This is a genomic window from Leclercia sp. LSNIH3 (genome assembly GCF_002935105.1).
GTDB classification, from domain to species: domain Bacteria; phylum Pseudomonadota; class Gammaproteobacteria; order Enterobacterales; family Enterobacteriaceae; genus Enterobacter; species Enterobacter adecarboxylatus.
This window is the reverse complement of the sequence record NZ_CP026387.1, coordinates 794,629-812,899: the sequence shown is the minus strand read 5'-3', so window position 1 is coordinate 812,899 and position 18,271 is coordinate 794,629. Positions and strand designations below refer to the sequence as shown.

At 54.0% G+C, this 18,271-nt stretch carries 14 protein-coding genes; 10 read left to right on the top strand and 4 right to left on the bottom strand.

The genetic code is table 11. The features are described 5' to 3' along the window. Window positions 1-38: 38 nt before the first annotated feature. The 6 genes from serS to C3F35_RS03960 all read left to right on the top strand — a co-directional run bounded on the left by serS (window position 39) and on the right by C3F35_RS03960 (window position 7,528). The gene (gene serS, locus C3F35_RS03985; protein WP_103791999.1) at window positions 39-1,331 is read left to right on the top strand and encodes a serine--tRNA ligase; all 1,293 of its coding nucleotides are present in this window, start codon (window positions 39-41) and stop codon (window positions 1,329-1,331) included. Window positions 1,332-1,537: 206 nt separating this feature from the next. After that, window positions 1,538-3,982, top strand: a complete 2,445-nt coding sequence (gene dmsA, locus C3F35_RS03980; protein ID WP_103792000.1) for a dimethylsulfoxide reductase subunit A — start codon at window positions 1,538-1,540, stop codon at window positions 3,980-3,982. Window positions 3,983-3,992: 10 nt separating this feature from the next. After that, window positions 3,993-4,610 carry a DMSO/selenate family reductase complex B subunit gene (locus C3F35_RS03975; RefSeq protein WP_059307999.1) on the top strand — a complete coding sequence of 206 codons (618 nt, stop codon included), beginning with the start codon at window positions 3,993-3,995 and terminating at the stop codon, window positions 4,608-4,610. Between the two features lies 1 nt (window position 4,611). Continuing rightward, on the top strand, window positions 4,612-5,475 hold the full coding sequence (locus C3F35_RS03970; protein ID WP_059349878.1) for a dimethyl sulfoxide reductase anchor subunit family protein: 864 nt from the start codon (window positions 4,612-4,614) through the stop codon (window positions 5,473-5,475). A gap of 274 nt (window positions 5,476-5,749) precedes the next feature. Continuing rightward, window positions 5,750-6,898 (top strand): MFS transporter, encoded by a 1,149-nt coding sequence (locus C3F35_RS03965; protein ID WP_032617345.1) that lies wholly within the window; start codon window positions 5,750-5,752, stop codon window positions 6,896-6,898. A 123-nt stretch (window positions 6,899-7,021) separates the two neighbouring features. After that, on the top strand, window positions 7,022-7,528 hold the full coding sequence (locus C3F35_RS03960) for an anti-virulence regulator CigR family protein (RefSeq protein WP_059308375.1): 507 nt from the start codon (window positions 7,022-7,024) through the stop codon (window positions 7,526-7,528). Between the two features lie 34 nt (window positions 7,529-7,562). On the opposite strand, the gene pflA is transcribed toward C3F35_RS03960, so the two are convergent. The 4 genes from pflA to ycaO all read right to left on the bottom strand — a co-directional run bounded on the left by pflA (window position 7,563) and on the right by ycaO (window position 13,865). Beyond that, entirely contained in the window at window positions 7,563-8,303 is a 741-nt protein-coding gene (pflA, locus tag C3F35_RS03955; RefSeq protein ID WP_032617349.1) for a pyruvate formate lyase 1-activating protein, read from the bottom strand. Between the two features lie 203 nt (window positions 8,304-8,506). Beyond that, a complete protein-coding gene (gene pflB / locus C3F35_RS03950) occupies window positions 8,507-10,789 on the bottom strand; it encodes a formate C-acetyltransferase (protein WP_032617350.1) in 2,283 nt (760 codons plus the stop codon). 51 nt (window positions 10,790-10,840) lie between these two features. Then, the gene (focA, locus tag C3F35_RS03945; RefSeq protein ID WP_032617351.1) at window positions 10,841-11,698 is read right to left on the bottom strand and encodes a formate transporter FocA; all 858 of its coding nucleotides are present in this window, start codon (window positions 11,696-11,698) and stop codon (window positions 10,841-10,843) included. Window positions 11,699-12,104: 406 nt separating this feature from the next. Further along, on the bottom strand, window positions 12,105-13,865 hold the full coding sequence (gene ycaO / locus C3F35_RS03940; protein ID WP_059308374.1) for a 30S ribosomal protein S12 methylthiotransferase accessory factor YcaO: 1,761 nt from the start codon (window positions 13,863-13,865) through the stop codon (window positions 12,105-12,107). 138 nt (window positions 13,866-14,003) lie between these two features. On the opposite strand from ycaO, the gene C3F35_RS03935 reads away from it, so the two are divergent. The 4 genes from C3F35_RS03935 to cmk all read left to right on the top strand — a co-directional run bounded on the left by C3F35_RS03935 (window position 14,004) and on the right by cmk (window position 18,171). Continuing rightward, on the top strand, window positions 14,004-14,696 hold the full coding sequence (locus tag C3F35_RS03935) for a DUF421 domain-containing protein (RefSeq protein WP_059308373.1): 693 nt from the start codon (window positions 14,004-14,006) through the stop codon (window positions 14,694-14,696). Window positions 14,697-14,858: 162 nt separating this feature from the next. Continuing rightward, entirely contained in the window at window positions 14,859-15,947 is a 1,089-nt protein-coding gene (gene serC / locus C3F35_RS03930) for a 3-phosphoserine/phosphohydroxythreonine transaminase (protein WP_103792001.1), read from the top strand. Window positions 15,948-16,015: 68 nt separating this feature from the next. After that, window positions 16,016-17,299: a 3-phosphoshikimate 1-carboxyvinyltransferase gene (aroA, locus tag C3F35_RS03925; protein ID WP_103792002.1), complete on the top strand. Its 1,284-nt coding sequence runs from the start codon at window positions 16,016-16,018 to the stop codon at window positions 17,297-17,299. Window positions 17,300-17,487: 188 nt separating this feature from the next. Next, complete coding sequence (gene cmk, locus C3F35_RS03920) at window positions 17,488-18,171, top strand: (d)CMP kinase (protein WP_032617356.1); 684 nt, start codon at window positions 17,488-17,490, stop codon at window positions 18,169-18,171. The last annotated feature ends 100 nt before the right edge of the window (window positions 18,172-18,271 follow it).

Below are 18,271 nucleotides of genomic sequence, written 5' to 3'. Positions count from 1 at the left end.
TTCCTCCTATTTTTTAATTCGATAAGCACAGGATAAGCATGCTCGATCCCAATCTGCTGCGTAACGAGCCAGACGCAGTCGCTGAAAAACTGGCACGCCGGGGCTTTAAACTGGATGTAGATAAGCTGCGCGCTCTTGAAGAGCGTCGTAAAGTTCTGCAGGTTCAAACTGAAAACTTGCAGGCAGAGCGTAACTCTCGATCGAAATCCATCGGCCAGGCGAAAGCGCGCGGGGAAGACATTGAGCCATTACGCCTGGAAGTGAACAAACTCGGTGAAGAACTGGATCAGGCGAAAGCCGAACTGGACGTTCTTCAGGCTGAGATTCGTGATATTGCCCTGGCAATCCCGAATACCCCTGACGACAGCGTACCTGTCGGCAAAGACGAAAATGACAACGTCGAAGTGAAACGCTGGGGCACCCCACGCGAATTCGATTTCGAAGTTCGCGATCACGTTACGCTGGGCGAAATGCACGCGGGGCTGGATTTTGCCGCGGCCGTTAAGCTGACCGGTTCCCGTTTTGTGGTCATGAAGGGCCAAATTGCCCATCTGCACCGTGCGCTGGCGCAGTTCATGCTGGATCTGCACACTGAGCAACATGGCTACAGCGAAACCTACGTCCCGTATCTGGTCAACCACGATACGTTGTACGGTACCGGGCAACTGCCGAAATTTGCCGGCGATCTGTTCCACACCCGTCCGCTGGACGAAGAGGCAGACAGCAGCAACTACGCGCTGATCCCAACCGCAGAAGTGCCGCTGACCAACCTCGTGCGTGATGAGATCATCGACGAAGACGATCTGCCGATCAAACTGACTGCACACTCTCCGTGCTTCCGTTCTGAAGCAGGTTCTTATGGTCGTGATACCCGTGGTCTGATCCGTATGCACCAGTTCGACAAAGTTGAGATGGTGCAGATCGTACGTCCAGAAACCTCCATGGAGGCGCTGGAAGAGATGACCGGCCACGCAGAAAAAGTGCTGGAGTTGCTGGGTCTGCCGTATCGCCGCATGGCGCTGTGCACCGGTGACATGGGCTTTGGTGCCTGCAAAACCTTCGATCTGGAAGTGTGGGTTCCGGCGCAGGGTACCTATCGTGAAATCTCCTCCTGCTCCAACGTTGGCGATTTCCAGGCGCGTCGTATGCAGGCACGTTGCCGCAGTAAGTCCGACAAGAAAACCCGTCTGGTACATACCCTGAACGGCTCCGGCCTGGCAGTGGGCCGTACCCTGGTGGCGGTGCTGGAAAACTACCAGCAGGCTGACGGACGTATCGAAATTCCCGAAGTTCTGCGCCCTTACATGAAAGGCCAGCAGTTCATCGGCTAATTGCCAAAATGTAAAAAAGCGCCTGCGGGCGCTTTTTTTATGCCCCGCTTTTGACATCAGGCAATACCCACTCCCTCTAAAGGGGTAATACTCTCCCGGCAGTTGGTTAGCATAAACCGCTGCTAACGCAATCACTCCTTATATAAATAACTATATAGCGGTTGCTGTTGCACATGGAATTTTGTGAGCAATCAAAGTGAGAGTCTATGAAAATAAAAACGCCTGATGCCTTACTGGCTGCTGAGGTGAGCCGTCGCGGGCTGATGAAAACCACCGCGATTGGCGGCCTGGCCGTTGCCAGTAGCGCATTTACTTTGCCTTTTTCACGCCTGGCCTCGGCGGCTGAATCCGTAACAGCCAAAAAGCCGGATGAAAAGGTAGTCTGGAGCGCATGTACGGTGAACTGCGGCAGTCGCTGCCCGTTGCGAATGCATGTGGTCGACGGTGAGATCAAATACGTCGAGACTGACAATACCGGGGATGATAACTACGACGGGTTACACCAGGTGCGCGCCTGCCTGCGAGGCCGTTCCATGCGCCGCCGTGTTTATAACCCGGATCGCCTGAAATACCCAATGAAGCGGGTAGGTAAGCGTGGGGAGGGTAAATTCGAGCGCATCAGTTGGGACGAAGCCTTCGACACCATTGCCAGTAATATGCAGCGTCTGATAAAGGATTACGGCAACGAGTCCATCTATCTTAACTACGGCACCGGTACCCTCGGCGGAACCCTGACCCGCTCCTGGCCGCCGGGCAAAACCCTCATCGCCCGTCTGATGAACTGCTGTGGCGGCTATCTTAATCACTATGGCGACTACTCTACCGCGCAGATCGCGGCAGGGCTAAACTACACCTACGGCGGCTGGGCGGATGGCAATAGCCCGTCCGATATCGAAAATAGCCAGTTGGTGGTGCTGTTCGGCAACAACCCGGGCGAAACGCGTATGAGCGGCGGCGGCGTGACTTATTACGTTGAGCAGGCGCGCGAAAAATCGAATGCCAAAATGATCATCATCGATCCGCGCTACACCGATACCGGGGCGGGCCGCGAAGATGAATGGATCCCGATTCGTCCGGGAACCGATGCGGCGCTAATCTCCGCCCTGGCGTGGGTGATGATCAATGAAAACCTCGTCGACCAGCCTTTCCTCGATAAATATTGTGTCGGCTACGACGAAAAAACGTTACCAGAAGGCGCACCAGCCAACGGGCATTACAAGGCCTACATTCTGGGGCAGGGCAGCGACGGCATTGCCAAGACGCCTGAATGGGCATCTGCCATTACCGGCATTCCGCAGGCGCGCATTGTGAAACTGGCGCGTGAAATTGCGGGCGCTAAGCCGGCGTTTATTTCGCAGGGCTGGGGGCCTCAGCGCCACGCCAACGGTGAGCTGGTGTCCCGCGCTATCTCCATGCTGGCGATTCTGACCGGCAATGTGGGCATCCACGGCGGTAACTCAGGCGCGCGCGAAGGCTCCTACTCCCTGCCTTTCGAACGCATGCCAACCCTGGAGAATCCGGTCAAGACCAGCATTTCCATGTTTATGTGGACCGACGCCATTGAGCGCGGTCCGGCAATGACCGCCACCCGCGACGGCGTGCGCGGCAAAGACAAGCTGGACGTGCCGATCAAGATGATCTGGAACTACGCCGGTAACTGTCTGATCAACCAGCATTCACAAATCAACCGCACCCACGAAATCCTGCAGGACGACAAAAAGTGCGAGCTGATAGTGGTGGTGGATTGCCATATGACCTCTTCGGCGAAGTACGCCGATATTCTGCTGCCGGATTGCACTGCTTCAGAACAGATGGACTTCGCGCTGGATGCCTCCTGCGGCAATATGTCGTACGTGATTTTTGCCGACCAGGCAATCAAGCCGCGCTTTGAATGCAAAACCATCTATGAGATGACGACGCAGATCGCGAAGCGAATGGGCGTTGAGGAAAAGTTCACCGAAGGCCGCACCCAGGAAGGCTGGATGCGTCATCTTTACGAGCAGTCACGCAAGGCTATCCCTGATCTCCTGCCGTTTGACGAGTTCCGCAAGGCGGGCATGTTCAAACAGCGCGATCCGGAAGGGCATCACGTGGCCTATAAAGCGTTCCGTGAAGATCCAGTAGCTAACCCGTTGACCACGCCGTCCGGCAAAATTGAAATTTACTCGGCGCAGCTGGCGGAGATTGCAGCGACGTGGGAGCTGGAAAAAGGGGACGTCATCGATCCGCTTCCGGTCTACAGCCCGGGCTTTGAGAACTACGATGATCCGCAAAGCAAAGACTATCCGCTTCAGCTGACAGGTTTCCACTATAAGGCGCGTACTCACTCGACCTACGGCAACGTGGATGTGCTGAAGTCTGCCTGCCGTCAGGAGATGTGGATCAACCCGGTTGATGCACAGAAACGTGGCATCGCCAACGGGGATCGTATCCGTATTTTCAACAGCCGCGGTGAAGTGCATATCGAAGCCAAAGTCACGCCGCGCATTCTGCCGGGCGTGGTGGCGTTAGGCGAGGGGGCCTGGTACAACCCGGATGCGAACCGTGTCGATCAGGCGGGCTGCATTAACGTGCTGACCACCCAACGCCCGTCGCCGCTGGCGAAAGGCAACCCGTCCCACAGTAACCTGGTTCAGGTTGAAAAGGCGTAAGGAGTAGCCGATGACCACTCAGTATGGATTTTTTATTGATTCCAGCCGCTGCACCGGGTGCAAAACCTGCGAGCTGGCGTGCAAGGATTACAAGGATCTCACCCCGGATGTCAGCTTCCGTCGCATCTACGAGTATGCGGGCGGCGACTGGCAGGAGGACAACGGCGTCTGGCACCAGAACGTGTTTGCCTACTATCTGTCCATCTCCTGCAACCACTGCGAGGACCCGGCCTGCACCAAGGTCTGCCCGAGCGGGGCGATGCACAAGCGCGAAGACGGCTTTGTGGTGGTGGATGAGGATGTCTGCATCGGCTGCCGCTACTGCCACATGGCCTGCCCGTACGGTGCGCCGCAGTACAACGCCGCCAAAGGCCATATGACCAAGTGCGACGGCTGCCATGAGCGGGTGGCGGAGGGCCAGAAGCCGATTTGTGTCGAGTCCTGCCCGCTGCGGGCGCTGGACTTCGGCCCGATTGAAGAGCTGCGCAAGAAGCACGGCAAACTGGCCGCTGTCGCCCCGCTGCCGTCGGCGCACTTCACGAAGCCGTCTATCGTCATTAAACCCAATGCCAACAGCCGACCCACGGGTGATACCACCGGCTATCTGGCTAATCCGCAGGAGGTGTGAGATGGGAAACGGATGGCATGAATGGCCGTTGATGATTTTTACGGTCTTTGGACAGTGTGTGGCGGGCGGGTTTATCGTGCTCGCCGTGGCGTTGTTAAACGGCAATCTGAACAGGGAGCAACAGCAGCGGCTGGTAATGAGCATGTTTGGTCTGTGGGTGCTGATGGGGATCGGGTTTATCGCCTCCACGCTGCACCTCGGGTCTCCAATGCGCGCATTCAATTCCCTGAATCGTGTGGGCGCCTCTTCGCTCAGCAACGAAATCGCCAGCGGGGCGCTCTTCTTTGCTGTCGGTGGGCTGGGCTGGCTGCTGGCGGCGTTGAAAAAACTGCCGACAGGATTACGCAATCTTTGGCTGATCGTGACCATGGTGCTGGGTGTCGTGTTTGTCTGGATGATGGTGCGGGTCTATAACACCATCGACACGGTCCCCACCTGGTACAGCGTCTGGACGCCAATGAGCTTCTTCCTGACCCTGTTTATCGGTGGCCCGCTGCTCGGCTTCCTGCTCCTGCGCGTAGCAGGCGTCGATGGCTGGGCCATGCGTTTACTGCCTGCCGTGTCGCTGCTGGCGCTGGCGGTCAGTACGATCGTTGCGCTGCTCCAGGGCGCGGAACTGGCGACGATCCACAGCTCCATTCAGCAGGCCTCAACCCTGGTGCCCGAGTATGGTTCGCTGATGGCCTGGCGGGTGGCGCTGCTGGCAGTGGCGCTGGTGTGCTGGATTGTGCCTCAGCTGAAAGGCTATCAGCCTGCGCTCCCGTTATTGTCGCTGGCATTTTTGCTGGTGTTGGCAGGAGAATTGATTGGCCGCGGGGTATTTTACGGTCTGCATATGACCGTTGGCATGGCTATCGCCAGTTAACGCTGATTATTGTTATATAAAGCCGGGACTTAGTGCCCGGCTTTTCTTTTTTCAATCATGAAATTTTTCAACTGTCGCCTGGCTTTCATTTTTAATCTAAATAAACAAAAACAAATACATAATTAATATCGATAGCTGACTTTGCATTAGCAGGATGAGTTTTTTCAATCGACAAGGTACATATTGTGCGTGCGCCCCTTCCGGGTGGATTGACTTTGTTTTTGCCAGTGGCATGATGCGCACGAAATCTGAACTTCCTCACGGTTTTTAATCCATGTCGACCTATACCCGGCCAGTGCTCCTGTTGCTCTGTGGCCTCCTTTTGCTGACCCTGGCGATCGCGGTGTTAAATACGCTCGTCCCGCTGTGGCTCGCCCATGAACACTTACCGACCTGGCAGGTGGGTATGGTCAGCTCGTCCTTTTTTACCGGTAATCTGCTGGGCACCCTGATGACAGGAAGCCTGATTAAACGTTTTGGTTTTAACCGCAGCTATTATCTGGCATCGCTTATTTTTGCCGCTGGCTGTGCCGGGTTAGGGCTGATGGTCGGATTCTGGAGCTGGATGGCCTGGCGCTTTATTGCGGGCGTTGGCTGCGCCATGATCTGGGTGGTAGTGGAGAGTGCCCTGATGTGCAGTGGCACCTCCCGCAACCGTGGGCGTCTGCTGGCAGCCTATATGATGGTCTATTACATCGGAACCGTGTTGGGTCAACTGATGGTCAGCAAACTGCCAACTGACCTGATGAGCGTCCTGCCATGGGTGACCGGCATGGTGCTGGCCGCCATTCTGCCGCTGCTCTTTACGCGTATTGTTAACCAGAGCAGCGAGCATCAGGAGGCAACTCACATCTGGCCGATGCTGAGATTGCGTCAGGCGCGTCTGGGAGTAAATGGCTGCATTATCTCCGGGATTGTACTGGGTTCGCTGTATGGACTCATGCCGCTCTATCTGAACCATCAGGGAGTCAGTGATTCCGGCATCGGTTTCTGGATGGCGGTGATGGTCAGCGCCGGGATTGTCGGGCAGTGGCCGATTGGTCGCCTTGCGGACCGCTTTGGCCGTCTGCTGGTGTTGCGCGTTCAGGTCTTTGTGGTGATCATGGGTTGTCTCGCCATGCTCAGTAATGCCGCGATGGCGCCGGCACTGTTTATCCTCGGTGCAGCGGGCTTTACCCTCTATCCGGTGGCGATGGCCTGGGCCTGTGAGAAAGTGGAGCATCATCAGCTGGTGGCCATGAACCAGGCGCTGTTGCTGAGCTATACCATCGGCAGTTTGCTGGGACCCACCTTCACCGCCATGCTGATGCAGAACTATTCTGACAATCTGCTGTTTATCATGATCGCCAGCGTGTCATTTATTTATCTGTTAATGCTGCTGCGTAAAGTGGGCGAACATCCAACGCCGGTGGCGCATGCCTGAGTAAATAAAAGCCTGTCGCCGACAGGCTTTTTTGCTTCTGTCACATATAAGAGTTTTACGCATTGTTTGTTTATTGTGTCAGACGATAATTCAGAAGCGTTCTATCACTAAAAGGCAGCGATCATGTCTACTCGTCGTTTTACCACTACAGCGCTGGCAGTAGTATTGTCTTTAACCTTCGCAACTGCACCCGCTATGGCTAATCCAGGAAACGGAAATGGTCACGGCAACGGACAAGGTAATAGCGGCAATCATGGTAACGGCAATTCCGGTAAGGGGAATGCCGGTAATCAGGGCCATAAACAAAATAACGGTCACCAGAATTCAGGCAAATCGAATAAAAGCGTAAAAGACGATGTCGATGCCCGCGTCAGTTACGATCACGCCCGGCATCTGGCGTTGAATTACGGCTTAACGGGTTATGATTCACTTCCTCCGGGGATTGCTAAAAACCTCGCGCGCGGTAAACCGCTGCCTCCGGGCATCGCGAAAAAGGCCGTTCCGGCATCAATGCTAGGTCAATTACCTTCTTATCCTGGGTATGAATGGCGGGTGGTCGGAAAGGATCTGGTCTTAATTGCGCTGAGTACGGCGATAGTGACCACCATTATTAATGGTGTCTTTGACTAATAAATAAAACGCCCGGTGAAAGCCGGGCGTTTTGTTAATACATGACCTTGTGACCGTACTGCTCCAGAATGCCTTTTACGCGTTCCATGGTCTCTTTTTTCGGCGGCTTAACGCCATCCAGTTTGTACTCTTCGCCCATCGCCACCCATTTATGTTTGCCCAGCTCGTGATACGGCAGCAATTCAATTTTCTCAACGTTGCCCATATCGCGTGTGAACTCACCCAGGCGGTGTGCAGAGTCATCGTCATCTGACCATCCCGGCACCACAACGTAACGGATCCAGGTTTTGATGCCTTTAGCGGAGATGTATTTCGCAAACTCGAGGGTGCGGTGGTTAGAGACGCCGACCAGATTTTGATGGATCTCATCATTCATCTGCTTGAGGTCCAGCATCACCAGATCGGTCACTTCCAGCAGCTCATCAATCACAGGATCGTAGCGACGGACAAAGCCGTTGGTATCCAGACAGGTATGAATGCTCTCTTTATGGCAGGCGCGGAACCAGTCACGAACGAATTCGGCCTGCAGGATCGCCTCTCCGCCGGAAGCCGTCACACCGCCACCAGAGGCGTTCATAAAGTGGCGGTAGGTCACTACCTCTTTCATTAATTCTTCGACAGTAACTTCTTTGCCACCGTGAGTATCCCAGGTGTCGCGGTTATGGCAGTACAGGCAGCGCATCAGGCAGCCCTGGAAGAAAGTGATAAAGCGGATGCCCGGGCCATCGACGGTGCCACAGGACTCAAAGGAGTGAATGCGACCAATAGTTGACATTGCGGTGATATCTCCAGATTCGGCCCGTCCGGGGCCTGTGTATATGCACAACTCAATCGGCTGTGTCGAGTCTGTTTTGGCTGTTATCCATTCATTATAGATAGCGGGCAAAAGAGACTAAGGTAGGGGAGGTGTTAAAAAGGCCCCACTTGTGTGGAGCCTTTATTGTACGCGTTTTACGGCGCCATTTCAGTCAAATCCCCTTACATGGACTGAGTGAAAGTACGGGTAATCACGTCTTTCTGCTGTTCTTTAGTCAGCGAGTTGAAACGCACAGCGTAACCAGAAACACGGATGGTCAGCTGAGGATATTTCTCAGGGTGTTCCATCGCATCGAGCAGCATTTCACGGTTCATGACGTTCACGTTCAGGTGTTGACCACCTTCGATGGACGCTTCGTGATGGAAGTAACCATCCATCAGACCCGCGAGGTTGGTTTTACGCACTTCGTCGTCTTTACCCAGCGCATTTGGCACGATAGAGAAGGTGTAAGAGATACCATCTTTCGCGTAAGCAAACGGCAGTTTAGCAACGGAGGTCAGAGAGGCAACAGCACCTTTCTGGTCACGACCGTGCATTGGGTTAGCACCTGGTCCGAATGGCGCGCCAGCACGACGACCGTCTGGGGTGTTACCGGTTTTCTTACCATAAACCACGTTAGAGGTGATGGTCAGAACAGACTGAGTCGGGATAGCGTTACGGTAGGTGGTCAGTTTCTGAATTTTCTTCATGAAACGTTCAACCAGGTCAACCGCCATGTCATCAACGCGAGCGTCGTTGTTACCAAACTGCGGGTATTCGCCTTCGATTTCGAAGTCTACAGCCAGGCCGTCTTCGTCACGAATTGGTTTAACTTTCGCATATTTGATAGCAGACAGGGAGTCAGCCGCAACGGACAGACCTGCGATACCACATGCCATGGTGCGAACAACGTCACGGTCGTGCAGCGCCATCAGAGAGGCTTCGTAGCTGTACTTGTCGTGCATGTAGTGGATGATGTTCAGCGCGGTGACGTACTGTTTAGCCAGCCAGTCCATGAAGTGATCCATACGATCCATCACTTCGTCGAAGTTCAGGACATCGCCTTTGATCGGCTCAGACTTAGGACCAACCTGCATTTTCAGTTTTTCATCAACGCCGCCGTTGATTGCATACAGCATGGTTTTCGCGAGGTTAGCACGCGCACCGAAGAACTGCATTTGCTTACCAACAACCATTGGGCTTACGCAGCATGCAATCGCGTAGTCATCGTTGTTGAAGTCTGGACGCATCAGGTCATCGTTCTCGTACTGCAGAGAAGAGGTGTCGATGGATACTTTAGCGGCATATTTTTTGAAGTTCAGTGGCAGTTTTTCAGACCACAGAACAGTGATGTTCGGCTCCGGTGATGGCCCCATGGTGTACAGGGTGTTCAGGAAGCGGAAGCTGTTTTTAGTCACCAGAGTACGGCCATCTACGCCCATACCGCCGATAGATTCAGTTGCCCAGATTGGGTCACCGGAGAACAGCTCATCATACTCAGGGGTACGCAGGAAGCGAACCATACGCAGTTTCATGACCAGGTGGTCAATCATTTCCTGTGCGTCTTGTTCGGTGATTTTGCCTGCTTTCAGGTCACGTTCGATGTAGGCATCCAGGAAGGTGGATACACGACCGAAGGACATTGCTGCGCCGTTCTGAGATTTAACCGCTGCCAGGTAACCGAAGTAAGTCCACTGGATAGCTTCCTGAGCGTTGGTCGCAGGACCGGAGATATCGCAACCGTATTTCGCTGCCATCTCTTTGATCTGACCCAGCGCACGGTGCTGTTCGGAGATCTCTTCACGCAGACGGATAGTCGCTTCCAGGTTAACGCCATTTTCCAGATCGGACTGCAGAGACAGGAACTGTGCGTATTTGTCTTTCAGCAGGAAGTCGATACCGTACAGCGCAACGCGACGGTAGTCACCGATGATACGACCACGGCCATATGCATCTGGCAGACCGGTCAGGACGCCTGATTTACGGCAGTTCAGGATGTCTTTGGTGTAAACGTCAAACACGCCCTGGTTGTGGGTTTTGCGGTATTCAGTGAAGATTTTCTTCAGCATTGGGTCCAGCTCGCGATCGTACGCTTTGCAGGAACCTTCTACCATTTTGATACCACCGAACGGGATAATCGCGCGTTTCAGTGGTGCTTCAGTTTGCAGACCAACAATCTTCTCGAGGGATTTGTTGATATAACCCGCGTCGTGAGAAGTAATGGTGGACGCGATGGAGGTGTCGAAATCAACAGGCGCGTGAGTGCGGTTTTCCTGCTTAACGCCTTCCATAACGCTGTCCCACAGGGCAGTGGTTGCGTCGGTAGCACCGGCCAGGAAGGATTCGTCACCTTCATATGGGGTGTAGTTTTTCTGGATGAAGTCACGAACGTTGACTTCATTCTGCCAATCACCTTTGGCAAAACCTTCCCATGCTGCGGCTAACTTTTCATTAAGTTCGGACATGTAACACCTACCTTCTTAAGTGGATTTTTTATTTACTGCCTGAGAAAACCATTAATGATGGTTATCGCCACGCAGGTAAATGACCCAGTATGTCAACCCAACCAGCAGACCACCGCCAATAATGTTCCCGATTGTGACTGGGATCAGGTTATCAGTAATGAAGTTCATAACGGTCAGGTGAGAGAAACTTTCCGGGCTGGAACCGACTGCGGTCCAGAACTCCGGGCTGGCAAAATCACGGATTACAATACCCAGAGGGATCATAAACATGTTTGCAATACTGTGTTCAAAGCCGCTGGCAACGAACATGGCGACAGGCAGAACCATGATCATGGCTTTGTCCATCAGGCTGCGCCCTGAGTAGCTCATCCAGACGGCCAGGCAGACCATCAGGTTGGCGAGGATGCCAAGCGCAACGGCTTCAATAAATGTGTGGTGTACTTTGTGGTCGGCGGTTTGCAGGACGTTAAGCCCCCATGCGCCGTTGGCGGTCATATATTCACCTGACAACCACATCAACAGGACAAAAAGCAGGCAGCCAACCAGGTTTCCAACGTAAACGTTGAGCCAGTTTTTAGCCAGCTGACCCCAGGTTATCTTACCGCTGGCTTTCGCGACGACGATAAGGACCGTTGAGGTAAAGAGGTCAGCGCCGCAAATTACGCAAAGGATCAGACCCAGTGAGAAACAGATGCCGCCGATAAGCTTAGCGATACCAAAAGGCATCCCGGCAGTACCGGTGGTGGCGGTGATATAGAAAACAAAGGCAATGGAGATGAACACCCCGGCAGTGATGGCCAGGAAGAACGTCGTCATCGGTTGTTTCGTTGCTTTATAGACACCCGCTTCTTCGGCAACTTTTGCCATTGCGGCTGGGAGTAAAAGATCAAAAGGGTTGTCAGCTTTCACACTAACTCTCTCTTTATTAAGTCGGCGACGAGATACTAACAAAGCATTATAGAAGAGAAATTGATGTAGATCATATCTCGCCTGGCTTATAGGCCCGCAAAGTGCGTGGTTTTCCAGCGAATGCGGTGTAAGTATTTGATTATCCGTATAAAAATATATTTTAAAAGTTATAAAATGATTTGATTTTTTTCTTAATACCTTCTCCCGGGCAGTTAATTATAATGGAGTATTTAATATAAAAAGTAACAATAACCGGTAGGTCGCCAATATCATAGCTACCATTATTTAACCTTATTATTACAATTAAAATTTCTTGCCGCAGAAATAAAAAAACGGGGCAATAAAATTGCCCCGTAATATAACGTAGGTGATTGTATACGCCTACTGTTTGTAATGCTATGTAACGTTATTTAGCCCAGTAAGCGCTTTTGGCCTTCTGCAATTTCTCATAGGCCTTCAGCAACGACTGGTGAGCAGGGAAGGCTTTCAGATCACTATCCACTGCCTGCAGGCCGTAGAATGGCGCTTCGCCGCTCAGGGCTGCGCTGGCATTCTCTACCGCGTCGGCACCGTACATGCGGGTAAAGGCGTTCAGATACTGCAGCGGCTCACGATCTTCTTCCTGCGCCAGCAACAGCAGCGTCTGCAGACAACGATAGTAATTCGCGCGTTCTGCGCTGAAGACCGAGGCGTTGAACTCAATGGTCCACTCGGTCCAGATCAGCGCCTGCTCAAGATCGCCGCCTGCCAGCGCCAGCATCGCCTTCAGCTCACCGATACGCAGGGTGTACCAGCCGTTATCTTTGCCTGTTGCCAGGCCCAGCAGCTCGCGCACGCGGGTAAAGTCGTCGTGGCCTTCGTCGTCCAGTTGGGTAATAAGGTTCAGATAGTCCTCTTTCTCCCACGCGCTCTCCGGCAGGGCCAGCAGGGTTTCGCGCAGGTGCGCGCCCATGCTGTTGTTCGCCAGCCACAGGTCTTCAACCGGATAGATATCGGACATGCCCGGAACCAGAATACGGCAGGCGTACACGCCCAGGTGCTCGTAATCCGCGATGTACACTTCCTGGTTTTCGGCAGTGAAGATCGCCATCAGGGTAGCGAACTCTTCTTCCGTGGTGCCAGCGAAGCTCCAGTCAACAAATGGATAATCCGCGTCCTGCTTGAACATATCCCAGGAGATCGAGCCGCTGGAGTCGATGAAGTGGGTTTCCAGGTTGGCGTGCTCAGCCACTTCCTCATCATCGAAGGTCGGCGGGGTAAACACGTCCAGATCTTTCAGGCTACGGCCCTGCAGCAGTTCGGTGACGGTACGCTCCAGCGCCACGCCGAAGTCCGGGTGTGCACCGAAGGAGGCGAAGCAGGTGCCGTTCGCCGGGTTGAACAGCACGACGCAGATCACCGGGTACTTACCGCCCAGAGAGCCGTCATAGGCAAAGATTGGGAAACCTTCGGCTTCCAGTTTGGCAATGGACTCCACCACGCCCGGATAGCGGGCCAGCACGTCAGCCGGGATCTCCGGCAGGCTGATGGATTCTGCGATAATGCGGTTTTTAATATGACGCTCAAACACCTCGGACAAGCCCTGAACGCGCGCTTCGTTGCGGGTGTTACCGGCGGACATTCCGTTTGAGACATACAGGTTGCCGACGATGTTCATCGGGATATAGACGGTTTGTTCATCAGACTGACGGGTAAACGGCAGGGCGCAGATACCGCGATCTTCGTTACCTGACTGTAGATCGATCAGCATGCTGGCGGTCAGCTGATTTTCCAGATCGTAAAACGCGCGCAGGCGATCGTCGAGGATCCCTTCTGGCAGTTCGTCGTCTTCGGTCAGCGGGAACCATTTTTCATTTGGGTAGTGAACAAACGGGCCATTCGCCACGGTATCGCCCAGCCAGAAATCGGCAAAGAAATAGTTGGTGGACAGACGCTCAAAATACTCACCCAGTGCAGAGGCCAGTGCTGCTTTTTTAGTGGCACCTTTGCCGTTGGTAAAGCACAACGCGCACTCTTTATCGCGAATATGCACAGACCAGACATGAGGGACCGGGTTGAGCCAGGAGGCTTCTTCGATATTAAAGCCCAGGTCGGTCAGTTTTTGCTGGAAGCGAGCGATGGAATCTTCCAGGGCGGCGTCTTTGCCGGGGATAAACGTTTGAGTCATGGCGATCACTTATATCGTACGGAAAGCGCGCAATGATACGGGTTTTGCATGGCAGGCGCTATCTTCCCGGCGGTTTCGGCGAAAATAAAAGGCTGGGCTATGCTTACATGGAGTAACTTACTGTAAAGGAATATAAAAATGAAAGCATTCGATCTTCAGCGAATGGCCTTTGATAAAGTCCCCGTTGAGTTTTTAGGCGAGGTTGCGCTGCGAAGTCTTTATACCTTTGTACTGGTTTTCCTGTTCCTCAAAATTACCGGGCGGCGCGGCGTGCGTCAGATGTCGCTCTTCGAAGTGTTAATCATTCTGACACTGGGATCGGCGGCGGGTGACGTGGCGTTTTATGACGATGTGCCGATGATTCCCGTCTTCATTGTTTTTGTCACCCTGGCGTTGCTCTACCGGCTGGTAATGTGGCTGATGTCGAAAAGTGAAAAGCTGGAAGATCTGCTGGAGGGAAAACCGGTCGCCATTGTCGAAGATGGCAAGCTGGCCTGGGAAAAAGTACAGCGCGCCAACATGACCGAGTTTGAATTCTTTATGGAACTGCGGGCCAGCAGCGTCGAGCAGCTAGGGCAGGTCAAACTTGCTATTATGGAGACCAATGGGCAGATAAGCGTTTACTTCTACGACGATGACCAGGTTAAGCCCGGGCTGTGCATCTTGCCGGATGAATTTGTGGAACGTTTTATGACGATACCGGAAGTCGGCGATTATGCCTGCCGGCGTTGTGGTCATGTTCAGACTCTACAGGCCGGGGCGCATCAATTATGCCCACGCTGCACGAATCCAGAATGGACGAAGGTTAGCCGGGCCAAACGCATCACCTGACAGCGATTTTGTCGGTTTTGTGACAGCGCGCTGGCAGAATCTATTGTGTGACGGCGGGCACATTTCCAGGGTCATAAGTTTTAGACATTGCGGCGCGTGTCACTGAATGATAAAACCGATATCCACAGTTATAACTTATGGCTTTTAGCGTGGTGAGGGGAAATGGCTCAGGTCTTTAATTTTAGTTCAGGTCCGGCAATGTTACCGGCGGAAGTGCTCAAACAGGCTCAACAGGAGCTGTGTGACTGGAACGGTCTGGGCACGTCAGTGATGGAAGTCAGCCACCGTGGTAAACCGTTTATTGAGGTGGCAGAAGAGGCAGAAGCAGATTTTCGTTTCCTGCTGAATATCCCCTCAAATTACAAAGTATTATTCTGCCACGGCGGCGGACGCGGTCAGTTTGCGGGCATTCCACTGAACCTGCTGGGTGACAAAACCACTGCGGATTATGTCGACGCTGGCTACTGGGCGGCAAGCGCAGTAAAAGAAGCACACAAATACTGCTCCCCGAACGTGATCGATGCCAAAGTTACTGTCGATGGTTTACGTGCGGTGAAGCCGATGAGCGAATGGCAGCTCTCCCAGGATGCTGCCTACCTGCACTACTGCCCAAATGAGACCATCGACGGCATCGCCATCCACGAAGAGCCAAACTTTGGCGAAAAAGTGGTCGTCACAGCGGACTTCTCCTCCACCATTCTCTCTTCGCCGCTGGATATCAGCCGCTACGGCGTAATCTATGCCGGCGCACAGAAAAACATCGGCCCGGCAGGCCTGACGCTGGTGATCGTGCGTGAAGATTTACTGGGTAAAGCCCACAAGTCTTGCCCGTCGATTCTGGATTACACCGTGCTGAACGATAACGACTCGATGTTCAACACCCCGCCGACTTTTGCCTGGTACCTCTCTGGCCTGGTCTTTAAATGGCTGAGAAACAATGGCGGCGTGGCGCAGATGGATAAGATCAACCAGCAGAAATCTGAACTGCTGTATAGCGTGATCGACGGCAGCGACTTCTACCGTAATGACGTCGCCAAAGCTAACCGTTCCCGCATGAATATCCCGTTCCAGTTGGCCGACAGCAATCTCGATAAACTGTTCCTGGAAGAGTCCTTCGCCGCAGGCCTGCACGCACTGAAAGGCCACCGTGTCGTCGGCGGGATGCGTGCTTCTATTTATAACGCCATGCCGCTCGAAGGCGTTAAGGCCCTGACCGACTTCATGACTGACTTCGAACGTCGCCACGGTTAATTGCGTCCCTGTTTACCCCGCGGCCAGGCTGCGGGGTTTTTATTATGTTGAATTGAGAGTTAAGTTTCATGGAATCCCTGACGTTACAACCTATCGCGCGGGTAGATGGCACCATTAATCTGCCTGGTTCAAAAAGTGTCTCGAACCGCGCCTTGCTGCTGGCAGCGCTGGCAAACGGCACCACTGTTCTCACTAACCTGCTGGACAGCGATGACGTTCGCCATATGCTCAATGCGCTGAAAGCGTTGGGAGTCCACTATACCCTGTCTGCCGATCGCACCCGCTGCGAAGTCACCGGCAATGCCGGGGCACTGCAATCCGCCGACGCGCTGGAACTGTTCCTCGGAAATGCCGGTACGGCAATGCGCCCTCTGGCGGCGGCGCTGTGCCTGGGCAGCAACGACATCGTGCTGACGGGCGAGCCGCGCATGAAAGAGCGCCCGATTGGCCATCTGGTGGACGCGCTGCGTCAGGGCGGCGCCCAGATCGATTATCTGGAGCAGGAAAACTATCCGCCGCTGCGGCTGCGCGGTGGCTTTACCGGTGGTGACGTGGCGGTAGACGGCAGCGTCTCGAGCCAGTTCCTCACCGCGCTGCTGATGACGGCACCGCTGGCACCGCAGAACACCACCATCACCATCAAAGGTGAGTTGGTTTCCAAACCTTATATCGATATCACGCTGCATCTAATGAAGACCTTCGGTGTGGACGTTGAAAACCACAGCTACCAGCGTTTCGTGGTGCGCGGCGGGCAGCAGTACCAGACGCCGGGTCATTACCTGGTGGAAGGCGATGCCTCGTCGGCCTCTTATTTCCTCGCCGCAGGCGCCATTAAGGGCGGTACCGTCAAAGTGACCGGTATTGGCCGCAACAGCGTGCAGGGCGATATTCGCTTTGCCGATGTGCTGGAGAAGATGGGCGCAGTGGTCACCTGGGGCGATGACTTCATCTCCTGTACCCGCGGTGAACTGAACGCCATCGATATGGACATGAACCATATCCCCGATGCGGCGATGACTATTGCTACCGCGGCACTGTTTGCCAAAGGCACGACCACGATGCGCAACATTTACAACTGGCGCGTGAAAGAGACCGATCGCCTGTTCGCGATGGCCACTGAACTGCGTAAAGTGGGGGCCGAGGTGGAAGAGGGCGAGGACTACATCCGCGTAACGCCACCGGCACAGCTGCAGGCGGCGGAAATTGGCACCTACAACGACCACCGCATGGCGATGTGCTTCTCGCTGGTGGCGCTGTCGGATACGCCGGTCACCATTCTCGATCCGAAATGCACCGCGAAAACCTTCCCGGACTATTTCGAGCAGTTGGCGCGTATCAGTACGCTTGCCTGATGACCCCCAGCCGCACCGCCCGGTGCGGCATCTTATTTGCTTACGCTTCCTGACGTCATCATCGTCCAATTCTTCTACACTCAGCTTCAAACATTTCGTAATTTACATGCAAAGGTAACAGTTGTGCGCATTGACGCGTATAATGCGCGGCGTTTACACAACGGTATGCCTACTTTAAGGAGAAAAAGATGACGGCAATTGCCCCGGTTATCACCATTGACGGGCCGAGTGGAGCAGGTAAAGGAACTCTGTGCAAAGCGATGGCGGAAGCATTGCAATGGCATCTTTTAGATTCAGGCGCAATCTATCGTGTGCTGGCGCTGGCTGCTTTGCATCACCATGTTGATGTGGCCTCTGAAGAGGCGCTGGTGCCGCTGGCCGCCCATCTGGACGTGCGTTTTGTCTCCACCAACGGCAATCTGGAAGTGATTCTGGAAGGGGAAGACGTGAGCGGTGAGATCCGCACCCAGGACGTGGCGAACGCCGCTTCTCAGGTCGCCGCGTTCCCGCGCGTTCGCGAGGCACTTTTACGTCGCCAGCGCGCCTTCCGGGATGCGCCGGGTTTGATCGCTGACGGACGCGACATGGGGACCGTGGTTTTCCCTGATGCGCCGGTGAAAATTTTCCTTGACGCTTCCTCGGAAGAGCGTGCGCAGCGCCGTATGCTACAGTTGCAGGAAAAGGGCTTTAGTGTTAACTTTGAACGTCTTTTGTCCGAGATAAAAGAACGCGACGACCGCGACCGTAATCGCGCCGTTGCGCCGCTTGTTCCCGCAGATGATGCATTAGTTCTGGATTCTACCAGTTTAACTATTGAGCAAGTGATTGAAAAAGCGCTACAATATGCGCGCCAAAAACTGGCAATCGCGTAATCGCGACCGATTTAGCAGTACCCCCGCTGCAATGGATTGACGGCGGGTATGTGAAACAACCCCATCCGGCACGGAGCCAGGTGGACGTTAATATTAACCT